This window comes from Ruegeria sp. BA2, assembly GCF_056539605.1.
In genome coordinates, this window is the sequence record NZ_JBQFVE010000024.1 from 1 (window position 1) to 20,883 (window position 20,883).

Below are 20,883 nucleotides of genomic sequence, written 5' to 3' on the forward strand. Positions count from 1 at the left end.
TTGATTGGTGAAGTACTCAAGGGCAACTAGCAGACCTCGGAAGACCCGCAGTATGGGTCCCTACCGCTTCTTCCGTGAACTACTCGGCCCATTCCGGACATTCACCGACTGGTCGACCTGCTGCGGCGCGGCCCGCTTTCCGGACATTCGCTGCAAATGCAAAATCTCGACGTCTGCGAATTCACAGGATGCGGACAATGCGGCCGCTCAATGGTCACCGGCGCGACGACCGCTTTCTTTCGAATGCAATCTTGGCCTTCTTTCCAACATAGATTGTCCAAACGGAGACTTTCCATAAAATTGGACCGTGCCTCAGCGCCCCGCTACAGAGGCCTGATAGGTGTCAAGCTCAGTGATCAGCTCATTACCTGTAGGCGCGCCGTTTCTGGCGCAAAATTCAGACCACACCGCTCCGTAGGGTAGGTCCTTCAGTTCCTCTGTCACAACAAACCGGCTTGTGAAATCCAGCACGTCCTCCGCTGCTCGCAAACGATCCCAGGGCTTCAGAAGCGCCTGCAGAAGCGCCTTTTGCATGTTGCGCGTGCCAATCACCCAAGCGGCAGTGCGACTGATCGTTGCGTCGAAGAAATCAAGTCCGATATGGGTCTTGCCCAACAGATCGCCGCTGACCAGTTCATGTGCCATCGCCAGGATGTCATCGTTCAGCATGATTACATGGTCGCTGTCCCAACGCATAGGGCGCGACACGTGCAGCAGAAGCTCATCCAGAGACAGGGCCACGGCGCTCAGTTTGTCGGCGATATTCTCGGTCGGGTGGAAGTGCCCCATGTCGAGGCACAGCAGTGTCTTGTTGCGGATCGCATAGCCCATGTAGAACTCATGGCTGCCCACCGTGCAGGCCTCGACCCCGATGCCAAAAAGCTTGGATTCGACCGCATCCAGCATATCCGATTTCGGCTCGGCCAGCATGGTGTCGAGCGAGGCCTCAAGCCGGGCCCTTGCCGCCATACGGTCGATAGGAAGGTCCTTGAACCCATCCGGAACCCAAATGTTGTTGATGCAGGATGAACCAAGCGCGGCTCCCATCTGCGCCGCAATGTCCCGCGTGCGTTTCCCATGTTCGATCCAAAAGTCCCTGATGCCCTTGTCGGGGTGCGCCAACGTCAGGTTGTCGTCGGCCTTTTTATGGGCAAAGAAGGTCGGGTTGAAATCCAGCCCGATGCCGATGCCTTTGGCCCAGTCGACCCATCGCGCGAAATGGCGGTACTCGATCTCATCCCGGTCCGGGGTATCGTCTGTGTCCATGTACATCGCGTGCAGGTTCAACCGATGTGACCCGGGGATTTTTGCATAGGCAAACTCAAGATCCGCCCGCAGTTCGTCGGGATTGCGGGCTCGGCCCGGATGGTTTCCGGTTGCCTGAATGCCCCCGCCTGAGGTGCCGGTCTGGTTTTCGAACCCGACTACGTCATCGCCTTGCCAACAGTGAATGGAAATCGGGATGTCTTTCAGAGCCTTGATCGCAGCGTCAGTGTCGACGCCCCAGTCAGCGAATTGCGCTTTGGCGCTCTCATAACCCATACACCGTCTCCCTATCGCGTGAAGGCCTGAACGTTACCTGCATCAACGTTCAGAATGTTGCCCGTGGATTTGGCCGACGTCTCGGCGGCGAAGAAATAACAGGCCTCAGCGATATCTTCTGGCAGGACTGAGCGTTTCAGCATGGATCGGTTGCGGTACATCTCTTCCAGCCCCTCCTTATCCGTGCCGTAGGTCGAAGCCCGCTGATCCAGCCAATCGCCCTCCCAGATCTTGGAACCCCGCAACACCGCATCCGGGTTCACAACGTTGACCCTGATCCCGACCTCAGCGCCTTCCAGCGCAAGGCAACGGGCCAAGTGGATTTCCGAGGCCTTCGCCGTGCAATAGGCCGAGGCATTGGGCGAGGCGGCAAGCCCGTTTTTCGAGGCCACGAAAACGATAGATCCGCCCATGTCCTGCACCCGCATGATCTTGAAAGTTTCCCGGCTGACGAGGAAATACCCCGTGGACAAGATGTCCATGTTCTTGTTCCAAAGGTCGAGGGATGTTTCCTCAACCGGGGCAGAGGATGCGATCCCGGCGTTCGAGACAAGGATGTCGATGCCGCCAAATTCGACGGATGTTTCAGCCAACGCGTGGGCCACGGCAATTTCATCCGTGACGTCCATCAGAACGGTGCACACGACGTCCTTGCCGAACTGCTGGGTCAGGACCCCTTCCGTCGCGGTGAGGCTTTCGGGATTGATGTCGGCCAGCATGACACAGGCGCCCTCGGACAGGTAACGTTCTGCCGTCGCCGACCCTATGCCACCGGCGCCGCCGGTGACCAGCGCGACGCGACCAGCCAGCGATTTTGGTTTCGGCATACGCTGCAACTTGGCTTCTTCCAACAGCCAGTATTCAATGTCAAAAGCTTCCTGCTCTGGCAGGCCGCAGTATTCGCTGACGGCACTTGCCCCGCGCATAACATTGATCGCGTTGACGTAGAATTCGCCGGAAATTCGGGCCGTGCCCTTGTCCTTGGCAAAAGTGACCATGCCGACCCCAGGGATCAGGTAGACAACCGCGTTGGGGTCCCTAAGCGCAGGCGAGTTATCGTGTTTGCAACGGTTGTAGTAGGCCGTGTAGTCCTCACGATAGGCCGCGACTTGCGCGGGCAGGCCTTCAAGCACTGCGTCCATGTTGTTCTGGGCCGGGTCGAAGCCGACGACCAAAGGGCGGATCTTAGTGCGCAGGAAATGGTCGGGGCAGGACGTACCAAGGGCCGCCAGCGCCTCCATGTCCTTAGAATTCACGAACTCAAGCACCGAGTCGCTGTCGTTGAAATGCCCGACCATGTGCTGGTTGCCACTGACAAAGCCACGGATCGCGGGCATCAGCCGGGCGGCAACGGCCCGCCTAACTTCCCGGGCGAGGCTCTGGTGGACCGCTCCGCCAAAGGCCGGAACATCGGCGGTCTTTTCGGCCAACCACTTGGTCGCGACGTTGATCACGTCGATGGTGCAGTAATAGCAGTCTTTCGCCGTGTCAGCCCATGTGAACAATCCGTGGCTTTCAAGGACAACGCCATCGGCATCCGGGTTTTCCAGGCAGAACTTTTCAAGCCACAGGCCCAGTTCATACCCTGGCCGTTTCCACGGCAGCCAACCGATCCGGTCACCGAAAATTTCCTGGGTCAGCTCCTTCGAATTCTTCGACGCTGCGATCGCAATAATCGCGTCGGCGTGGACGTGATCGACATGTTTGCGCGGCACATATGCGTGCAAGGGCGTGTCAATTGAGGCCGCGCGCGGGTTCAGTTTGAAGGTGCAGTGGGGCAGATAGCCGACCATTTCATCTTCAAACTCGACCCCGCGATAAAGCCCCTTCAGCGCGTTCAGCTTGTCCATGTATAGCGTGGAAAAGCCGTCAAGTTTCATGGACCCGATATCACCGCCGGAACCCTTGACCCAGAGCACCTCGACCTCTTTGCCGGACAGTGGGTCAGTTTCCATGACCTTCGCAGAGGTATTGCCACCGCCATAGTTCGTGACGCGCTTATCCGATCCCAGCGTGTTGGAGCGATAGAGAAGCAGTTCCGATTCGGACATACCACCTGCCACAGCGTCATCCCAGCGGTTCTCAAGAAGCTGATTTTCGATGGATTTCAACGTTCTGCCCTCCTCACGATGCAGCGGTCGGTACTGCACCATCGCATTTAGGCTTAGTAGTGTGCATCGTTATGTCAATCAAAAACAATCACAATCAGTCATTCTGCAATGCAGAATGATTGAAAGTGATCGAAAATGATTGACAGCTGCGGCGAATCTGCGCAGCGTGGAGTGAATGGGAGGTGGCTTTGCACGAAAAAGAACGCCATAGGATCATCATTTCTGCGGTGCAGGATCGCCCCGTCGTGACGGTTGGGGACCTGTGCACCTTGACCGGCGTGTCCGAAGCCACCATCCGGCGCGACATTTCAACACTTCACATGAAACAGAAGGTACGCCGTGTCAGAGGCGGGGCTGAGGCGATAACGCCACCTCAGTTCGCCGGGCTGGCGGGCCGTCCGTTCGTCGTCAACGAAACCATGAATATCGCAGCGAAGCAGGCGATTGCGCGCGCGGCGGTTGAGATGTGTAGCGAAGGTGACAGCATCATCATCAACGGGGGCACAACGACCTTTCAGATGGTGCATCCGCTGGCCAACCGCAGGATGCAGGTCTTTACCAATTCGTTCCCGATTGCTGAGCACCTGCTGAAGCATTCGAAGAACACGATCATGTTGTCAGGCGGCGCGATCTACCGGGAACAGAACATAATCCTGTCGCCCTTTGACAACGACGTGACCCGCAACTTCTATGCAAAGCGCATGTTCATGGGGGCGCAGGGGCTGGGCCCCATCGGCCTGATGGAGGCCGATCCGCTTTTGATCCAGGCAGAACAGAAACTGATCGGACAGGCGGATGAGCTTATCGTTCTGGTCGACAGTTCGAAATTCGCGCAGCGCTCCAGCCTGGTGCTTTGCCAGTTGGACCGGATCACGACCGTGATCACCGACGAAGGAATTCCTGACAAGGCGGCGGCCATGCTTGAGGCTGCCGATGTGAATCTGATCGTTGCCCAGTCGGGCAGCGGTCAAGAAAACGAGGTGGCCTCTTGACCGCCTCCGAAACCCGAGACCCAAACATGACTTTCTGGGAGGAACTATCATGAAGCGTCGTACTTTCACATCAATTGTCGCAGGGATGAGCCTTGCTGCCGGTATGTTTGGCACCACGGCGATGGCGCAGGACAACATGCGCATCGCTCTGGTCGTAAAAGCGCTTGGGATCGGCTTCTTTGAAGCGGCCGCCGAAGGCGCTGAAGAGGCTGCCGGAGAGCTTGGCAATGTCGAGATCATCTACACCGGCCCGACCGACACCACTGCGGAAGGTCAGATCGAGGTTATCAACTCCCTGATCGCGCAGGGTGTCGACGCCATCGCGATTTCGGCAAACGACCCCGATGCACTTGTGCCAGCGCTGAAACGCGCGATGGACCGCGGTATCACCGTGATTTCCTGGGACTCGGGTGTGGCTGAAGGCGGACGCCAAATGCACCTGAACCCATCCTCGACCCCGCTGATCGGCAATACGATCATCAAGCTTGCCGCGGATCACATGCCGGATGGTGGTGAAGTCGCGATACTGTCGGCGTCGGCCACGGCAACCAACCAGAACGCCTGGATCGAGGCCGCGAAAGAGGTTCTTCCGAACTATGACGGCGTAGATCTGGTGGCCACCGTCTATGGCGACGACCTCAGCGACAAATCCTACCGAGAAGCACAGGGCCTCATGGCATCCTACCCTAACCTGAAGGCGATCATCGCGCCAACGACCGTTGGCATCCTGGCGTCCTGCCAGGCGGTGACCGACGCGGGCAAGATCGGTGAGATCAACGTGACCGGTCTGGGCCTCCCGTCCGAGATGGCAGGCTGTGTTGATAGCGGTGCAACCAAGAGCTTCGCAATCTGGAACCCGATTGACCTTGGCTACTCGGCCACCATGCTTGCGCACGCAATCGCCAACGGTGCTGAAACCGGTGCCGGTGCCGAAATCCCGATGGGCCGCATGGGCTCGGTGACGCTGGATGACACCGGCTCGGCAGCCATGGCTGATCCGTTCACCTACGACAGCTCGAACATCGAACAGTTCAAGTCGATCTTCTAATCTGAACGACGTGTCTGGGCGTGTGCGATGACCCACGCCCCGACACCCCATTCTTCCCACATCCAGAAACACCGTCCATGCAGTTGGAATTGAGACCAGACGTGTCGAACGCCGCCGCCCCTACACCGCTTCTGAGCCTGTCCGGCGTGACCAAGACATTTCCCGGCGTGCGGGCCCTTTCAGATGTTTCGCTAAACCTCTACCCGGGCAAGGTCACGGCATTGGTGGGCGAAAACGGTGCTGGCAAGTCTACCGTGGTGAAGGTTCTGACGGGCATTTATCAACCCGACGAGGGTGACATCCGGATCGATGGCGAGGCTCTCAGTTTCCCGACACCGCAATCCGCCGAAACTGCTGGCGTGACCGCCATCCATCAGGAAACCGTCCTTTTCGACGAACTGACGGTGGCGGAAAACATATTTCTCGGCCATGCGCCAAAGGGGCGATTTGGCCTGATCGACAAAACCGCCATGGCGACCCGCGCGCGCGAGATTCTGGATGGAATCGGGGCCAAGATTGATCCGGGCGCGATGCTCAAGGACCTTGGAACCGCGAACAAGCACCTGGTTGCCATTTCCCGGGCGCTGTCGATCGACGCGCGCGTTGTGATCATGGACGAACCGACCGCAGCCCTCAGCCAGAAGGAAATCGTAGAGCTTTACGAACTTGTCGAAAGCCTGAAGGCGCAAGGCAAGGCGATCCTCTTCATTAGCCACAAGTTTGACGAGATATTCCGCATCGCTGATTTCTACACCGTCTATCGCGACGGCCAGATGGTCGGCGAAGGGGCGATTGTAGATGTCAGCGAGCCGGAACTGGTCAAGCTTATGGTGGGCCGCGACGTCAGTCAGATTTTCCCCGAACGCGACCACAACGTCGGACACGATATCCTCGAAGTCGCGGGGTACGACCACCCGACCGAATTCGCGGACATCGGTTTCACGCTCAGGCGCGGCGAAATCCTCGGGTTCTACGGGCTGGTCGGCGCAGGTCGGTCCGAATTCATGCAGGCCCTTTTCGGGATCACCCGCCTCTCGGGCGGAACCGTGAGGATCGACGGGGCACCGGTTTCGATTGCATCGCCCGCCGACGCGGTCGCAAGTGGCATCGTCTATGTCCCGGAGGACCGGGGCAAACAAGGCACAATAGGCGCGTTGCCGATTTTTCAGAACGTGACGCTGCCGTCACTCGCTCGCACCTCGCGCAAGGGGTTCATCAGGCTGGCCGAGGAATTCAAGCTGGCACGGGAGTATACCGAACGTCTCGACCTGCGCGCCGCTTCGCTGGACACCGATGTCGGCAACCTGTCGGGCGGCAACCAGCAGAAGGTCGTGATCGCCAAGTGGCTCGCCACCCAGCCCAAGGTCATCATCCTGGACGAACCCACCAAGGGCATCGACATCGGGTCCAAGGCCGCCGTGCATGAATTCATGGCGGAGCTTGCCGCGCAAGGGCTCGCCGTCATCATGGTCAGTTCCGAAATCCCCGAGATCGTGGGCATGTCGGATCGAGTGATCGTCATGCGCGAGGGGCGCATAGTGGCGGAACTGGCCCGCGACCAGATCACGCCCGAAACGCTTGTCAGCCACGCCGCAGGGATCAGGGAGGCCGCGCAATGAAACGTATCCTCGCCTCCCGCGAACTTTTGCTGCTGGTCGCCATCGCATTGGTGCTTGGCATCATCTCAAGCCGTTTCCCGGCGTTCATCACGCTGTCGAACCTGGCTGCCGTCTTCAACGACACCTCGCCGCTGATCCTGCTGGCCATCGGCCAGATGATCGTGATCTTGACTAAGTGCATCGACCTCTCGGTCGCCGCCAACCTCGCGCTGACCGGCATGGTCGTATCCCTGATCAATATCTCGGCACCAGGTCTGCCGATTATCGTAACGCTGGCCGTGGCCACCGGGTTCGGGGCGTGCCTTGGAATGTTCAACGGTATCCTTGTGTGGAAACTGGAAATCCCGCCTATCGTGGTAACGCTTGGCACCATGACCATCTTCCGGGGAACCATCTTCCTTCTGACCGAGGGCAAATGGGTCAACAGCCACGAGATGAGCGACACTTTCAAGGCATTCCCGCGCACCGAGCTTCTTGGCCTTCCAGTGCTAAGCTGGTTTGCCATCGCGGCGGTGATCCTTTTCACCATCGTCATGACCCGCACCACCCTGGGCCGCGCCTTCTACGCTGCCGGGGGCAACCCCCAAGCGGCGACCTATGCCGGGATCAACGTGGGCCAGACCCAGTTCTGGGCCTTCACTATCTCTGGCGCGCTGGCCGGTCTGACCGGCTACCTCTGGGTCTCTCGCTTCGCGGTTGCTTATGTCGATGTTGCTGGGGGGTTTGAATTGACCGTCGTGGCGGCCTGCGTCATTGGCGGCGTGTCGATCATGGGTGGCATCGGTTCGGTCCCCGGCGCGCTGCTGGGCGCGCTGTTCCTCGGCATCATTGCCAATGCCCTGCCGGTCGTGAACATCTCTCCCTTCTGGCAGATGGCCATCTCGGGCGGTGCGATCATCATCGCGGTTGTTCTAAACGCCCAGGCCAACCGGACGAAGGGCCGCGTCATCCTAAAACGCGCGGAGCACGCGACATGACCACGACGGCACGCTCGATCCCCGATCGCCTGCGCTCGCCGCTGGAGCGGAACCTAAAAAGCTGGGAAAGCCTGCTGATGCTGGTCGCAATCGGCATCTTCATCGCCAACAGTTTCGCCTCACCCTATTTCCTGAATGCCTGGAACCTCTCCGACGCGACCTTCAACTTCACCGAAAAGGCGATGATCGCCTTTGCCATGGCCCTGCTTATCATCTCTGGCGAAATCGACCTCAGCGTCGCCGCGATCATCGCACTGGCCTCGACAGCCATGGGCGCCGCCGTGCAGGCGGGTGTCGGGACAGAAGGGCTGGTCCTGATTGGTCTGGCCGTCGGTCTGGCCTGTGGGGCGGTCAACGGTTTCCTCGTCACCGGCCTTGGCCTGCCATCCATCGTCGTCACCATCGGCACGATGAGCCTTTTTCGCGGGATCAGTTTCATCGTGTTGGGCGATCAGGTCTACAAGGGCTATCCAGCCGATTTCGCCTTCTTCGGGCAGGGCTATGTCTGGTGGGTGATTTCCTTCGAATTCGTCCTTTTCGCCATCATTGCGGTGATCTACGCGGTCATCCTGCACATGACCAATTTCGGCCGCGCGGTCTATGCCATTGGAAACAATGCCACCGGGGCGCTGTTTTCGGGCATTCGGGTGGGCCGGGTGAAGTTCACCCTGTTCCTGCTGACGGGACTGATGTCCGGGGTCGCCGCCGTCTGCCTGACATCCCGCCTCGGCTCGACCCGACCCTCCATTGCCTTCGGGTGGGAACTTGAGATCGTGACCATGGTCGTCCTTGGCGGGGTCAACATCCTCGGCGGCTCCGGCTCCATCCCTGGCGTAGTGATCGCGGCCTTTGTCATGGGACTTGTGACTTTCGGACTTGGCTTGCTGAACGTGCCCGGTATCGTGATGTCGATTGTTATCGGGGCGTTGCTGATCTCGGTCATCGCGCTGCCCCGGCTCTGGTCGATGTGGAGGGGCTAACATGGAAAAATACGCCTTCAAGATGAAGCTCAACCCGGGCTGTAGGGATGAATACGAAAAGCGCCACGATGAGATTTGGCCAGAGCTTGCCACGCTGCTGAAAGACGCGGGCGTGTCTGACTATTCGATCCATCTGGACGAAGAAACGAACATTCTTTTTGGCGTCCTTTGGCGCACCGACGACCACAAAATGGATGCCTTGCCTCGCAACGAAATCATGCAGCGATGGTGGGCGCATATGGCGGACATCATGGAAACCAAGCCCGACAACGAACCGGTGGCGGTGCCGCTGACGCCCGTCTTCCACATGCCATGACCCCCCGACACGTCGCCGTCATCGACATCGGCAAGACCAACGCCAAGCTTGCGCTGGTCGATGCGACTGACATGTCCGAAGTGGAAGTGCTGACCCGGCCTAACATCGTTCTCGCCGCTCCACCCTATCCGCACTTCGATGTTGAGGCGATCTGGCGCTTCCTTCTGGACGGGTTGGAGCAGTGTCAGAAGGCGCACGGCGTAGATGCCATTTCCATCACGACCCACGGGGCGTCTTGCGCCCTGATCGCGCCAGACGGCGCGCTTGCTGCCCCGATCCTCGACTATGAGCACACAGGCCCTGATGATCTGGCCGCGGCCTACGACGCCATCCGCCCGCCTTTTGAGGAAACCGGATCGCCAAGGTTGCCGATGGGTCTGAACCTGGGCGCGCAGTTGCATTGGCAATTTGAGCAGTACCCCGCGCTTCGCGAACGTACCGCCACCATTGTCACCTATCCGCAGTACTGGGGACATCGCCTGACAGGAGTGCCGGCCAGCGACATGTCGTCCCTTGGTTGTCACACGGATCTGTGGAATCCGTCCAAGGCGCACTTTTCTTCGTTGGTTGAACGGTTGGGCATATCTGAAAAAATGGCGCCCGCGCGCAAATCTGCGGAGGTTCTCGGACCCGTGTTGCCGGAGGTCGCATCGCAAACCGGCCTGCGCTTTGACACGCCGGTGCACTGCGGCATCCACGATTCAAACGCATCGCTTTTGCCTCATGTACTGACCCGAACCGGGCCGTTTTCCGTCGTTTCGACCGGGACATGGGTCATTGCCATGACCATCGGCGGCGAAGAAGTAACACTGGAACCTTCGCGTGACACGCTTCTTAACGTCAACGCACTGGGTGCCCCGGTACCCTCCGCCCGTTTCATGGGGGGACGCGAGTTCGAGTTGGCGATGAACGGTCAAACCACCCAATGTGCAGAGCAATTCCTTGACCTAGTCGCGAAAGACGGCCCCATGCTCTTGCCCGCAATGGTTCCGGACAGCGGACCGTTTCAGGGGCAAAAACACAGCTGGATGGGGTCAGAGCCCTTGCCCGGAACCCAGGAACGCGCGGCGACGGTGAGTTTTTACCTCGGATTGATGACCGCGGAATGCCTGTTGCTGACCGGACACAAGGGCCCCATTATCGTCGAAGGTCCATTTGCCAGGAACAAAGGCTTCGCCAGTATGCTCGCCGCGGCGACAAACTGCAGGGTCGACGCGACCGCCACCGCAACAGGGACGAGCCAGGGGGCCGCCCTCTTGGCAACAGGCACACTCCCCGAGCGCGCGACCTTCGACGTTGAAACCTATTTTCACAAGACCGACGTGAGCTACCAACGTTACGCGAACAGTTGGCACAGAGCCGCAAAAGCAAGCCTGGAACCACGCCCATAGATAGGATACCCCAACGACCTGCACGGAACTCCGATTGCAGACATTGGGGACCAGCGTGAAACTGAACGGAATGGGCTCGATGCCGACATCGGAGCAGGTGCGGCAAGCCCCTAGCCCCATGTCTTACTGCCACCGAGGGCGGCCCAGAGCCGACATCCAACCCGCCATATTGATGCTGCGGTTGCAGCCCGCTTTGCGGACTTTCGCTGCGTCTATGCGACTGTACCGAATGCTTCGATCAAATCGTAAGACATTGGTGCTGGAGTAAGACTAACCATAAGCACCCCTCTAGGACGCGCAGAAACTCGTGTCGAACTTACCGGAGTTGATCCATTTGACAGGCCCAACATTCCATTGATTATGTGCACATGACCAAAGCTCAACGACCGCCAAAGCCAAAACCCATTCCTTACACCCCGGAGCCGAACCGCTATGAGCGAATGGTTTATCGGCGATGTGGGCGCTCCGGTGTGAAGCTTCCTGTTGTCAGCCTGGGCCTGTGGCATAATTTCGGTGCGGACTCGACGCACGAAAACAAGCGAGCATTGTGTCGGACCGCGTTTGATCATGGGATCACTCACTTTGATCTGGCGAACAACTACGGTCCACCACCCGGTTCAGCCGAGGAGGCATTTGGCGAGATCCTCAAAACGGATTTCGCGGGTTACAGGGATGAGCTGATCATTTCCTCCAAAGCAGGCTACGACATGTGGCCGGGACCCTACGGAGAATGGGGGTCACGCAAGTACATGATTGCGTCCTGTGACCAATCACTTGCGCGCATGGGGCTTGACTACGTCGACATTTTTTATTCCCACCGCTTTGACCCCGACACCCCGCTCGAAGAGACGATGGGCGCGTTGGATCATATCGTACGGTCGGGTCGCGCGCTCTACGCAGGTATCTCGAGCTACAACTCACAACGCACGCGCGAGGCAGTGAAAATTCTCAAAGATCTTGGGACGCCTTGCCTAATACACCAGCCTTCTTACAACTTGCTCAACCGTTGGGTGGAGAGAGACGGGTTGCTGGATACCCTGGATGATCTTGGGGTAGGATCGATTGCTTTCACGCCGCTGGCGCAGGGCATTCTGACGTCAAAATACCTGCGCGATATCCCTGATGGCAGCCGTGCGACACAAGGAAAGTCGCTGCTCGATGGCATGATCAACGAGCGATCTCTGGCAAGTGTCCGTGCTCTGAACGACATGGCTGAGGCACGTGGCCAGACTCTGGCGCAGATGGCTCTGGCCTGGGTGCTCAGGGGTGGGCGCGTAACGACCGCACTTATTGGTGCGTCCCGACCCGAACAGATCGTGGATTGCGCAGGCGTTATCGATAATCTCGACTTCAGTGCTGACGAGTTGAAAAAGATCGATGAAATCAGTTCGGAAGAAGATATAAATCTATGGGCAAGGTCGTCAGAAACAGAATGACCAATCTTATAATTGCTAAAACCTGAGAACATTTGGAACTTGAGGTCATTGTCGGCTGCAGCTTCTGCAGCTCGGCTAAATAACTATCAAGACTGACTGGCCCAAAAGAGACATTCACCAGCCAATCCGACTGCTGCGGTCGCAGCCCACATTGTCGACATCCATCGACAACGAAGCATCAGATAAATCATCAACATGCGACTCGCGGACCTTCTAGATTTTTGAATTTCAGAGAGCGCTGTCGCAGCACGTGTTCACATGCGGTAGACACAAAGCGATGTCGATGCTCGCGTTGCCAATTTGGTCATTCAGTACTTCGACTTTTTGAGAACCAAGACTGCACTTTCTTTGCAACCGCGATGAATCACACAATCCGGGACAAACCCACCATCTGAGTGTATTTGTCGCCGTACAATTCGGTTCAAAACAATCAACGCAAATCTGTGTCACGCCGCTCAAGATCCAGAACAGCATTGAATTCATTCTCCGGGTCCATCCAGGCGACTAGGATCGCGTCTTCGTCGATGTCGTAGGTGTGGATTTCTGCTGGGGTCACACGGATAATGCGCTCATTCCCTAAGAATGCGCCGCCATGGGTTTCTCCGAACACGACGCGGATCATCCGGGACCCTGGAGCAAACATGCGCAGATACGGATCCGCGGGCTTGCCCATGTTCAAGACTTCTGCCTTGCTACGAACCCATGTTTCGCCAGCAATACGCTGCTCAGGACTTCGCAAAGCGGAGACTGCGCCTTCTGCAACCGAAGCGATGGCTGCTGACAGCATGATCGCACCAATCGCCATCTGGGCCGCACCTGCGTTTGTCCCGCTGTAGTTCGTCCAGGCAGCAAGGCGCATCAAGCGCCGCCTCGGGTGATAGAGCACGTCGACCGTGTCGCCGACCTCGACCGCGTTCCAAAGGTCTATCGGAGCGACTTCTTTTAGGGAAAATGCGCGCGGGTCATCCAAAAGTTGGAAGCGCAAAAAGTGACGTTTCGAAGGTTTCGTGCGATTCCGTTCGTCGCGACCAACGTGACCCTTCTTGACCCACTTGTCGGTCACACGCGCCTGCCCAGGTCGACCGGCTCGCTTCAAATATGTCGAATTCAGATAGTGCCGATAGCCCCGTGCGGTGATGACCAATCCTACTACGCCGAGCGCAACCATCCCAAGAAACGGAAGCCAATTGAAGAGAATGTCAGCTACTGGATCTCCGGGTCGATGTATTTCTTGGATCATGCGACTGTCTCCTGCGGTGGCGCGGCCATTAGAAGGTTGCCGGGCTGGTTTAGTCTGGAATGTAGCTAGAAAATGCCACTTCTGAACATGTCCCGGGAGTTAACCTCATATCTATAGGCCAGGCGTGAGCTGAGATCGCTAAAAAACGGAAAATAAAGCTATTACTGGATGTTCATTCACTAGGTCGGGGGCATTGGTTTTCTCCCTGTGCCCGCCCACACGTTTCGAGCGAAGATGTGGGTCATGGTCCTTCGCAGACCAGCGGAAAGACCCCGACCTCCGGGATCTTGAGCGTGCCAACGGTGATTTGGTCGTCGCCTTCAACAGCCGTTATCAGCCGCACTGATGCAACAATGCGGTCAAACTCAGGATCGGCGAAATCCAGCAATGTGTGCGTGTTCTCCGCAGCCCCCTGTGCCAAAACAAGAGGCAGCGCACCTTCTGTCTCTGTCATGCTCCAGTCCTGTCCATCCGCCTGGATAGTCGCGCTGACAATCGCAAGGCCGGGTACGGATCCAAAGCCAAATGCTACCGCAACGCCTGACTCATCAGGTGCTTCACAGGACACAAGAAACGTCGCAAAAGAAGGGCTTGTAATGACGCTTGCCACAAACGCGAGTACGATTGTTCGTATAATGATTGGTTCCTCCGTTTGCAGCCCATTTCACAGCCTATGACGTTTTGGTCTCAACATGAACCGCCAATGCACTGTCGCGTTTTTGGCACTGTTGTGACATTGGCGATTAGAGGCAGTTCAAGTGAATACCGAAACTCTGAAATGTCAGCTCCTTGCTCGCATTGTGAGTCCATTTTCCGATAAGTGCTAAGGTTTTCTCTACTGACTGGTTTTGAGGCCGCGTTTCAGCACGAGAATTCGCGCACCTGCAGAAGGATTTGTGCGGCAAGCGCACGTATCGAGAATATTGAATTCACAGCGAGGGCTCGGAGCAGAACTGCGGGCAGTCCGCTTTGACAGCAGCCTTTGGTAGCGGCCCAAACCGGTCATCTGACGTTTTTTGTTGGTCTATACATCTCCAATGACGGCAAAGCGGACTTAGTGTGAATTCGCTGTGGCTGCGCCAATGGCCGCTTACTTTTTTGCTAACCATACTTCGTCCTTATCCAAGTTGCCGATACAGCGAACGCCACTGCCATACCAAATGCAGCCAACATCAAAATGAGCAGTGTGAAAACGCCGTTTGCCTCTGACACTAAAACGCCGGTCGCTGCGGTCAGAACGGCACCACCAGCCGCGATGAGCGCGCCCATCAGTCCGGCGGCACTTCCAACGAGATCAAGTCGAACCGGCATCGCTTCCCGGCATGGTAATTCCGTTCCCCAATCCGACGAAGATGATACTCGCAAAGAAAAGCCCTGTTGAGGTGATCTTGGCTGCAAGCAGCACCAAACCACCCAGGAGACTAGTACAAGCCCCAACCCGCCCCATGTTCATTACCTGTTGTGACCTGCAAACATGATCGGCTCGTCCTGCAATCATCCGCCTCAACCCATACTAGGTGCGATAGACAATCCGGATGGCGAATCCGACGCGATTTTCCGGAGGCGTCTAAGTTTATCAAAGAAGTGGAACGGTTCCTGGGGATTTTGGGCGGTTTGCTCTAACGAGCACTCCCACAAACAAGGTCAGTTGCTCCGTGCCGCTACGTCCACGATTTCATCGACAAAACCAGTCGTTGCGATAGCAAGGGCCGCTATTTTTTCGGCTTCAGTAACACAGGATGCGGCATTTCCCACAGCGATTCCCGCATCCGCAACGCCACCAAAGGCAATTCCCGCAAGGCCAACTAATGTCTGTGCGACCTCATTAACGGCAATTTGCGCTTTGCTGTTTTTCCCTAGTTTTAACAAGCAATCCTTCAGATCAGGCAACCGCCGCTCAACATCATTGAGATTTTTGGCAAGTTTCACGATCTTTTTGATCTCAGTATTGATCGTCTTCTCATATAACGCGATGCGCTTTTGCTGGGTTGCGTCGTCTTTCTTGGCTTCTTTTTCAAGCGACTTAGCAAAGTCCATAAGCTTGGTCAGGTGATCCGTTAACTTTTGAACTTTGAAGCCTGCATGCTGAGCGTTTAGCGTCAGTCTTTTGTAATCGGTTGTCGCCTTTTCAAGGGTTGGTACAACGTCCACACCGACCAGAGCGTTCAGGGTTGTACCTCCGGTTTCAGAGGCCGCACGCCCAGCAGATTTCTCGAACACTTTGGCAAGGTACTTCAGGTTCCCTTCCAAGGATGTCGCTGCCGAAGAAATGCTTTGATTGTGTTCCAGAAGCTGTTGCGCCAAACTGGCAGCCGATCGTGCAGCTCCATAAACGGCAAACGCCGTCGTTCCGGGTAGAGCAATTGCACCCACGGCGGCACCAGTCAGAACGGTGGTTTTCGCAATTTCCCGTCGCCTCTTGTTCAGTTCTTTTTGGTATTGGGCTTCCATCTCGGCGTTCAGGCCAAGTTTTTTGATGATGTTGGTGGGCGCCTTGTGAATCTGTTCGTCTAGAATCTGTGCGTGACGATCAAAGATTGCGGCTGCCGCTTGCTTTTTCTTTTGGGCGTCCAATTCAGAGTGTTCTGCGTAAAGCTTCGCGATTTGCGTCTTTATCTTGAGGACAGCATTTTCAAGCGCATTGGAGTATTCTGCAAATAGGCTATTTGCTAAGTTCTTGGCCTCTAGTTCCTCGACAATGACCGACATCAGTTCAACTGTAACGGCAGTGCCGCGCATTCTGACGTCTTTAGTGTGACTGTTTTTTTCCAGTTCGTCATTTACCTTTTCGGCCAAATTGTAGGCAAAGACTTCTCGCATTTTTCTCGGCGCTTGTTTTATGGCGTCGTATTCTGAATTCAGTTGAGTTTTCAGTTCATTCAACTCGTCAACAATCACCTGTTTCCGTTTTTTAAAGGGTCGAAATGTGGAATTTGCTTCCTTTATTACTTCAGTTATCTCGGTCCTTAGTGCCTTTACTGCGTGCGCCAATCCCCCTCGGGACTTCCCGCGCCGCGCCTCTTTGTATGCTTTAAGCGCCTTGGTCACTTTCTCAAAACTTTGAGATCTGGCTGTTTCATGCGGCCAAGCATCTTTCCACCATCTTTCGGTTAGCGTCGGTTTCACGCGCTTCTTAACTTCTTTGTCGCTAAAATCTTTCAACTATTCTCACCCCTGAGTCATGTGTGTGTGAATGCGCTTCCTTGTGCAAAGTCCAACTTTGATTTTGCCGCTTGGAAATAGCTTCTTACGATGATGTGTTAATGGTTCGGCCTTTCAACCGACATCGGCCAAGTAGAACGACTTCTGTTGCATGCTGCTTCCGTTTTTCGCCCAGATCAAGCCTCTAGCTAGGGCCTTAGCGTGCCTTGCTCTCGCCTCGAGGTGGCCCATTTTCGACCTTGGGTATGCGGTCGAATGCTGCCGTCATCGGCTTTTTTGCAGGTGCTGTTCTGGCTTCTGCCCGCAACCTGCACGTCAACGCGGACATTCTTGGCATTGTGATCCAAAACCCTCGGTTGATTTGGTGGCGCGGCTTTGTCGTCCTGACAGTCGAGGTGCTGGTGATCCTATTCCTCATGTACGCCTGCTATGTCTCGCTGCTTGATGACTTCTCATTGGTGAAGATGAAAGTCGTTGACATCATGGCCTCTGGTCAGATCAAGGAGCGGGCTTCGGTGCTGCAAAGTAAAACTCAGAAACCGGTCCGCTTCGAAATTTCCGAGGGAACTCGGGCCTCCGTCGAGAAGTGGATGGAAGACGCGCTCATGGTTGGGTCCGAATACCTTTGGCCAGGGCGTTTCCATGAGCGATTGCACATTTCAACGCGCCAGTATGGTCGGATTGTACGTGATTGGGTAACGTCTATAGGTTTGGAAGCAAGCGCTTATGGCACACATTCAATGCGTCGGACCAAGGTCACCCAAATTTACAAAAAGACGGGCAATCTGCGCGCGGTGCAACTCTTACTTGGGTATACAAAGATGGACAGTACCGTTCGGTATCTCGGCGTTGAGCTCGAGGATGCACTTGCTATAGCAGAGGCAATTGAAATCTGAATACTACGGGCCGCTTTCGTTGGCGGCCCAGAGCCAACATAGGGAATGGTCTCGGATTGCTGCGGTCGCAGCCCGCACAGAGGACATTGGCGCCCGCGCGCAGTTCCCAGAGCTTTTTGATGACCAAATCGCGCACCAAGCAGTCTTCCAAACTAAGCCGTTCCAATTTTATCCAGCACGAATTCAACCCGCTCGCTTACGGATACCCTTGGTAAAACCAAAACCTCGTAACCAAGGTCATTCAACCCACTTTCTATACGATGATACTCCTCTACCGCAGCTTGAAAATCATGTTTGCGTACAGCGTCACTTTCGAAAATCTCTTTCCAAGGTGGAAACAAAAATACAGGCTCGGAGTAAACACGGTAGTAGCCAATCGTTTCACCTAGCGATGGTCCGCGCGAATATTCTAATGCGACCGCCGCATCAATGAGACCCCTGTCAAAAAACACTGGACCGCAATGTAGTTGAGCCGCCTCTAAGTCAGACTGAGCGGTTTCAACGGCGCGCATTGCGAAGGCCTCCATATCGATCCATGGCAGAGCTTTGCTGTCACCAGCAATTTCCTCCTCGACGATACGCCGACCCGGTTCCGATACAGTCGCAAATCCACGTTTGCTCAGAGCGTCAAGAAGCGTGGATTTTCCACCACCTGAGCAACCCGTCAGCAAGATGAACCTATTTCTCAAGGATCAAACCTCGTAATCTATTCAATTCTTGATCACGTTTGAAAACGCAGCGATATTTCGGGCTATGGTAAGGTTTTAGTCCCACCTACGACAGTGCGGCCCGCTAAAGCTGTGAACTCATTTCCCTTAAATCCAAAGTTGTAGGATCGAAACCAATAGGAGTGTCGCCATTGCTCCATTGAAGATGTGCCAATGACGGTCAGTACGCAGTAAATTTGCGATGAACCCTCCTGCCAAAACCCAAAGCGACAGGGAAACACAAGCGCACGCCAAAAACACAGCGGCAAGAATGCTGCCAAGCAAAAAGGGATATGAGACCAAGTTGGAGAAAGATGAAGCGACTCCCGCCGCCATCGCCCAAGCCTTTGGATTGACAAGCAACAGCGCCGCCCCGACGAGGAAACTCATGGGTTGTGCCTCGCTTAAGCGCGTGGCCGAAGGTGATCCGGCCAATCCAATTTTCAGTGCCAGCCAAACAAGGTACGCTGACCCGATTGCTTTGATAGCAGAACTCAGAAAAGGCGTAGATTGCAGCGTGGCCGCAAGACTGGTTCCGGACACCGCCACCAGCAGCGCGAGTGAAAGGGCGATCCCCAAAATCAAAGGCAGGCTTTGCCGATAGCCAAACCGCGCGCCAGAAGCTGTTGCAAGCGCTGTTGCCCCACCGGGAGAGCCCGTGGCGATCAGCGCAAAGAGTATAAGAGCCCAAATCTGATCCGGCATGTGTCATCCAGGTCAACGGGCCGCAGTAACTTCGATTTCGACGAGAAGATTTGGCGCTGCAAGAGCAGCAACGACCAGAGTCGTCACCGCTGGCGGATGTCCTTGGCTCCAACGGGCCTGACGCAGTTTGGATAGCACGGGCAGGAAAGCCGCGTCGGTCACGTAGTAAACAACGCGTAGAATGTTGGACGTATCCAGATCAGCGTCTTTGAGAAGTGCCTCAACATTGTCCATCGCCTGATGGCATTGCTGCTCGAATCCCGTATAGGTTTTGCCATCCGGAGAGACGCCGATTTGCCCTGACAAAAATAAAAACGACTGCGGAGCAGTGATCTGGGTGCCGTGCACATAGATACCTTGATACTGTTCCGGTACAGCGCGCAGCGAGGCCGGAGCCAATCGGTTAATCATCTGATTTCCTTTTGCGTGTTCGTAGTGTTGCCGCCGAAAACTTGGACCTAGTCGAAATCAGCGCCAACAAAACATCAGGGCCAGGCATCAATGGTTGTTTTGGCTCGTTCAGCTCTGATCGGTAATACTGACGATCCGACCGTCTTCGACGCGAAACGCAGATGCACCTCGGAATCGAAGCTGCTGCCCTGCTTTCCAGCCGTTGGACAAATCAGCCGAAACAACCGCTGAATAGTCGATCTCAACCAAGGTGACGGTTCCGACCGTTATCATTTTTGTCACCACTTGATGACGAGTTTTGAACGCTTGCACGCCGGCAGAGGCCAAATCGGAAAAGGCTTGTTTTCCTGACGTTTCAACCGTGACGTCTCCGTCGACTATGTTTCGAAACACCACGTCGTCAGAAAGGCAAGCGATCATGCCGGCCACATCCATCTGGTTGTAGGCCGCGATGTAGGCTGCAATTACTTCGGGAAGGTTGCTCATACTATGTCTCGCGCAGTGCCGGATACCAATACCGAGTTACCTTTAACATCATCCAACGACACATGGATCAAGGATGGGCTGCCCATGTCTTCACCCTGGCGGATCGTGAATTCACCCCCATGTGGCCAGTTGCTATCACGCAGGTACCCTGCAAAGGCCGCCGCCGCTGCGCCCGTTGCCGGGTCTTCCAGAACACCCCCCGAAGCGAATGCATTGCGCGCAATGAATGTCTGATCGGCTTCAATGAAGACAAGCATCACAGTGACCAAACTATATTTGCGCATCACCTGACGTCCCCTGTCGAGATCATATGTCATTCCAGCCAATCGGGTCCGACATTTTAGTGGAAGTACAACATGATCCGCACCACCATGGATATGAGCCGGGGCTAGGCGTGGATCAAGGTCATCCACCGTCAGATCAAACAGCACTAGGATATCGCGCGTTTCTGCGTCTGTCAGTGCGCGGCTTTTGGTCGGAGGTGACGACAAAGTGGCCACTATGCCGTCAGGTGTCGTGTTTGTGTCCACTGTGATGGTGGCGTCATTCAGGGCTAGGGAATAGGTGCCAGCCCCACTATGTCGCCCGAGCGCGGCGCCCAAGGCAATTGTTGCATGGCCACAGAATGGAACTTCAGATTCAGGAGAGAAGTAACGAACGCGCCAACTCTTTTTCCCGCCATCCTGTGGTACGGCAAACGCAGTCTCTGAATATCCGACCTCAGCCGCGACCCGGGCCATTTCCACGACACTGGCGTCGCTTCCCAACAGTACCACACCTGCCGGATTTCCACCTTCCGCTCCTTGGCTAAATGCCGCAATACGCTGGATATCCATCTTTCTCTCCTTAGTTCTGCTCGCGGCA

General features: G+C 56.0%; 20 protein-coding genes. 9 read left to right on the forward strand and 11 right to left on the reverse strand.

All coding sequences use genetic code 11. The features are described 5' to 3' along the window. Nucleotides 1-101: 101 nt before the first annotated feature. From ACR0NN_RS24590 to ACR0NN_RS24600, 3 genes are read right to left on the reverse strand one after another with little or no spacing between them, the layout of a single operon-like run. Complete coding sequence (locus tag ACR0NN_RS24590) at nt 102-296, reverse strand: 4-Cys prefix domain-containing protein (RefSeq protein ID WP_480685798.1); 195 nt, start codon at nt 294-296, stop codon at nt 102-104. 16 nt (nt 297-312) lie between these two features. After that, a complete protein-coding gene (locus ACR0NN_RS24595) occupies nt 313-1,542 on the reverse strand; it encodes an L-rhamnose isomerase (RefSeq protein ID WP_170727416.1) in 1,230 nt (409 codons plus the stop codon). 11 nt (nt 1,543-1,553) lie between these two features. After that, the gene (locus ACR0NN_RS24600) at nt 1,554-3,695 is read right to left on the reverse strand and encodes a bifunctional rhamnulose-1-phosphate aldolase/short-chain dehydrogenase (protein ID WP_170727419.1); all 2,142 of its coding nucleotides are present in this window, start codon (nt 3,693-3,695) and stop codon (nt 1,554-1,556) included. Between the two features lie 146 nt (nt 3,696-3,841). Here ACR0NN_RS24600 and ACR0NN_RS24605 point away from each other — a divergent pair, with 146 nt between their 5' ends. From ACR0NN_RS24605 to mgrA, 8 genes are all read left to right on the forward strand, one after another. After that, on the forward strand, nt 3,842-4,645 hold the full coding sequence (locus ACR0NN_RS24605; protein WP_170624484.1) for a DeoR/GlpR family DNA-binding transcription regulator: 804 nt from the start codon (nt 3,842-3,844) through the stop codon (nt 4,643-4,645). 49 nt (nt 4,646-4,694) lie between these two features. Further along, nucleotides 4,695-5,693 carry a rhamnose ABC transporter substrate-binding protein gene (gene rhaS, locus ACR0NN_RS24610; protein WP_480685801.1) on the forward strand — a complete coding sequence of 333 codons (999 nt, stop codon included), beginning with the start codon at nt 4,695-4,697 and terminating at the stop codon, nt 5,691-5,693. A 77-nt stretch (nt 5,694-5,770) separates the two neighbouring features. Next, the gene (locus ACR0NN_RS24615) at nt 5,771-7,312 is read left to right on the forward strand and encodes a sugar ABC transporter ATP-binding protein (RefSeq protein ID WP_170727421.1); all 1,542 of its coding nucleotides are present in this window, start codon (nt 5,771-5,773) and stop codon (nt 7,310-7,312) included. Then, nucleotides 7,309-8,289 (forward strand): ABC transporter permease, encoded by a 981-nt coding sequence (locus ACR0NN_RS24620; RefSeq protein ID WP_170727424.1) that lies wholly within the window; start codon nt 7,309-7,311, stop codon nt 8,287-8,289. The genes ACR0NN_RS24615 and ACR0NN_RS24620 overlap by 4 nt, the downstream gene beginning before the upstream one ends. Beyond that, on the forward strand, nt 8,286-9,269 hold the full coding sequence (locus ACR0NN_RS24625) for an ABC transporter permease (protein WP_170727428.1): 984 nt from the start codon (nt 8,286-8,288) through the stop codon (nt 9,267-9,269). Before ACR0NN_RS24620 ends, ACR0NN_RS24625 begins: the two co-directional genes overlap by 4 nt. Nucleotide 9,270: 1 nt before the next feature. Next, a complete protein-coding gene (rhaM, locus tag ACR0NN_RS24630; RefSeq protein WP_058272415.1) occupies nt 9,271-9,585 on the forward strand; it encodes an L-rhamnose mutarotase in 315 nt (104 codons plus the stop codon). Further along, entirely contained in the window at nt 9,582-10,976 is a 1,395-nt protein-coding gene (locus ACR0NN_RS24635) for an FGGY-family carbohydrate kinase (protein ID WP_170727430.1), read from the forward strand. Before rhaM ends, ACR0NN_RS24635 begins: the two co-directional genes overlap by 4 nt. A gap of 404 nt (nt 10,977-11,380) precedes the next feature. Next, a complete protein-coding gene (gene mgrA / locus ACR0NN_RS24640) occupies nt 11,381-12,412 on the forward strand; it encodes an L-glyceraldehyde 3-phosphate reductase (RefSeq protein ID WP_480685813.1) in 1,032 nt (343 codons plus the stop codon). A gap of 430 nt (nt 12,413-12,842) precedes the next feature. Here mgrA and ACR0NN_RS24645 read toward each other — a convergent pair whose 3' ends face one another. From ACR0NN_RS24645 to ACR0NN_RS24655, 3 genes are all read right to left on the reverse strand, one after another. After that, nucleotides 12,843-13,652: a hypothetical protein gene (locus ACR0NN_RS24645; RefSeq protein WP_170727434.1), complete on the reverse strand. Its 810-nt coding sequence runs from the start codon at nt 13,650-13,652 to the stop codon at nt 12,843-12,845. Nucleotides 13,653-13,893: 241 nt separating this feature from the next. Further along, on the reverse strand, nt 13,894-14,106 hold the full coding sequence (locus ACR0NN_RS24650; RefSeq protein ID WP_170476667.1) for a hypothetical protein: 213 nt from the start codon (nt 14,104-14,106) through the stop codon (nt 13,894-13,896). Nucleotides 14,107-15,296: 1,190 nt separating this feature from the next. Beyond that, the gene (locus ACR0NN_RS24655; protein ID WP_170727438.1) at nt 15,297-16,814 is read right to left on the reverse strand and encodes a hypothetical protein; all 1,518 of its coding nucleotides are present in this window, start codon (nt 16,812-16,814) and stop codon (nt 15,297-15,299) included. A gap of 416 nt (nt 16,815-17,230) precedes the next feature. On the opposite strand from ACR0NN_RS24655, the gene ACR0NN_RS24660 reads away from it, so the two are divergent. Continuing rightward, nucleotides 17,231-17,710: a tyrosine-type recombinase/integrase gene (locus tag ACR0NN_RS24660; protein ID WP_480685815.1), complete on the forward strand. Its 480-nt coding sequence runs from the start codon at nt 17,231-17,233 to the stop codon at nt 17,708-17,710. Between the two features lie 152 nt (nt 17,711-17,862). Here the strand turns inward: ACR0NN_RS24660 and ACR0NN_RS24665 are convergent, their stop codons facing one another. The 5 genes from ACR0NN_RS24665 to ACR0NN_RS24685 all read right to left on the reverse strand — a co-directional run bounded on the left by ACR0NN_RS24665 (nt 17,863) and on the right by ACR0NN_RS24685 (nt 20,855). Continuing rightward, nucleotides 17,863-18,399 carry an AAA family ATPase gene (locus ACR0NN_RS24665; protein WP_170727441.1) on the reverse strand — a complete coding sequence of 179 codons (537 nt, stop codon included), beginning with the start codon at nt 18,397-18,399 and terminating at the stop codon, nt 17,863-17,865. A 126-nt stretch (nt 18,400-18,525) separates the two neighbouring features. Beyond that, on the reverse strand, nt 18,526-19,122 hold the full coding sequence (locus ACR0NN_RS24670) for a LysE family translocator (RefSeq protein WP_170727444.1): 597 nt from the start codon (nt 19,120-19,122) through the stop codon (nt 18,526-18,528). A gap of 12 nt (nt 19,123-19,134) precedes the next feature. Then, nucleotides 19,135-19,533, reverse strand: a complete 399-nt coding sequence (locus ACR0NN_RS24675) for a RidA family protein (RefSeq protein ID WP_170727449.1) — start codon at nt 19,531-19,533, stop codon at nt 19,135-19,137. A 108-nt stretch (nt 19,534-19,641) separates the two neighbouring features. Next, on the reverse strand, nt 19,642-20,019 hold the full coding sequence (locus ACR0NN_RS24680) for a nuclear transport factor 2 family protein (protein WP_170727451.1): 378 nt from the start codon (nt 20,017-20,019) through the stop codon (nt 19,642-19,644). Continuing rightward, nucleotides 20,016-20,855 carry a PhzF family phenazine biosynthesis protein gene (locus ACR0NN_RS24685; protein WP_170727453.1) on the reverse strand — a complete coding sequence of 280 codons (840 nt, stop codon included), beginning with the start codon at nt 20,853-20,855 and terminating at the stop codon, nt 20,016-20,018. The genes ACR0NN_RS24680 and ACR0NN_RS24685 overlap by 4 nt, the downstream gene beginning before the upstream one ends. Nucleotides 20,856-20,883: the final 28 nt, after the last annotated feature.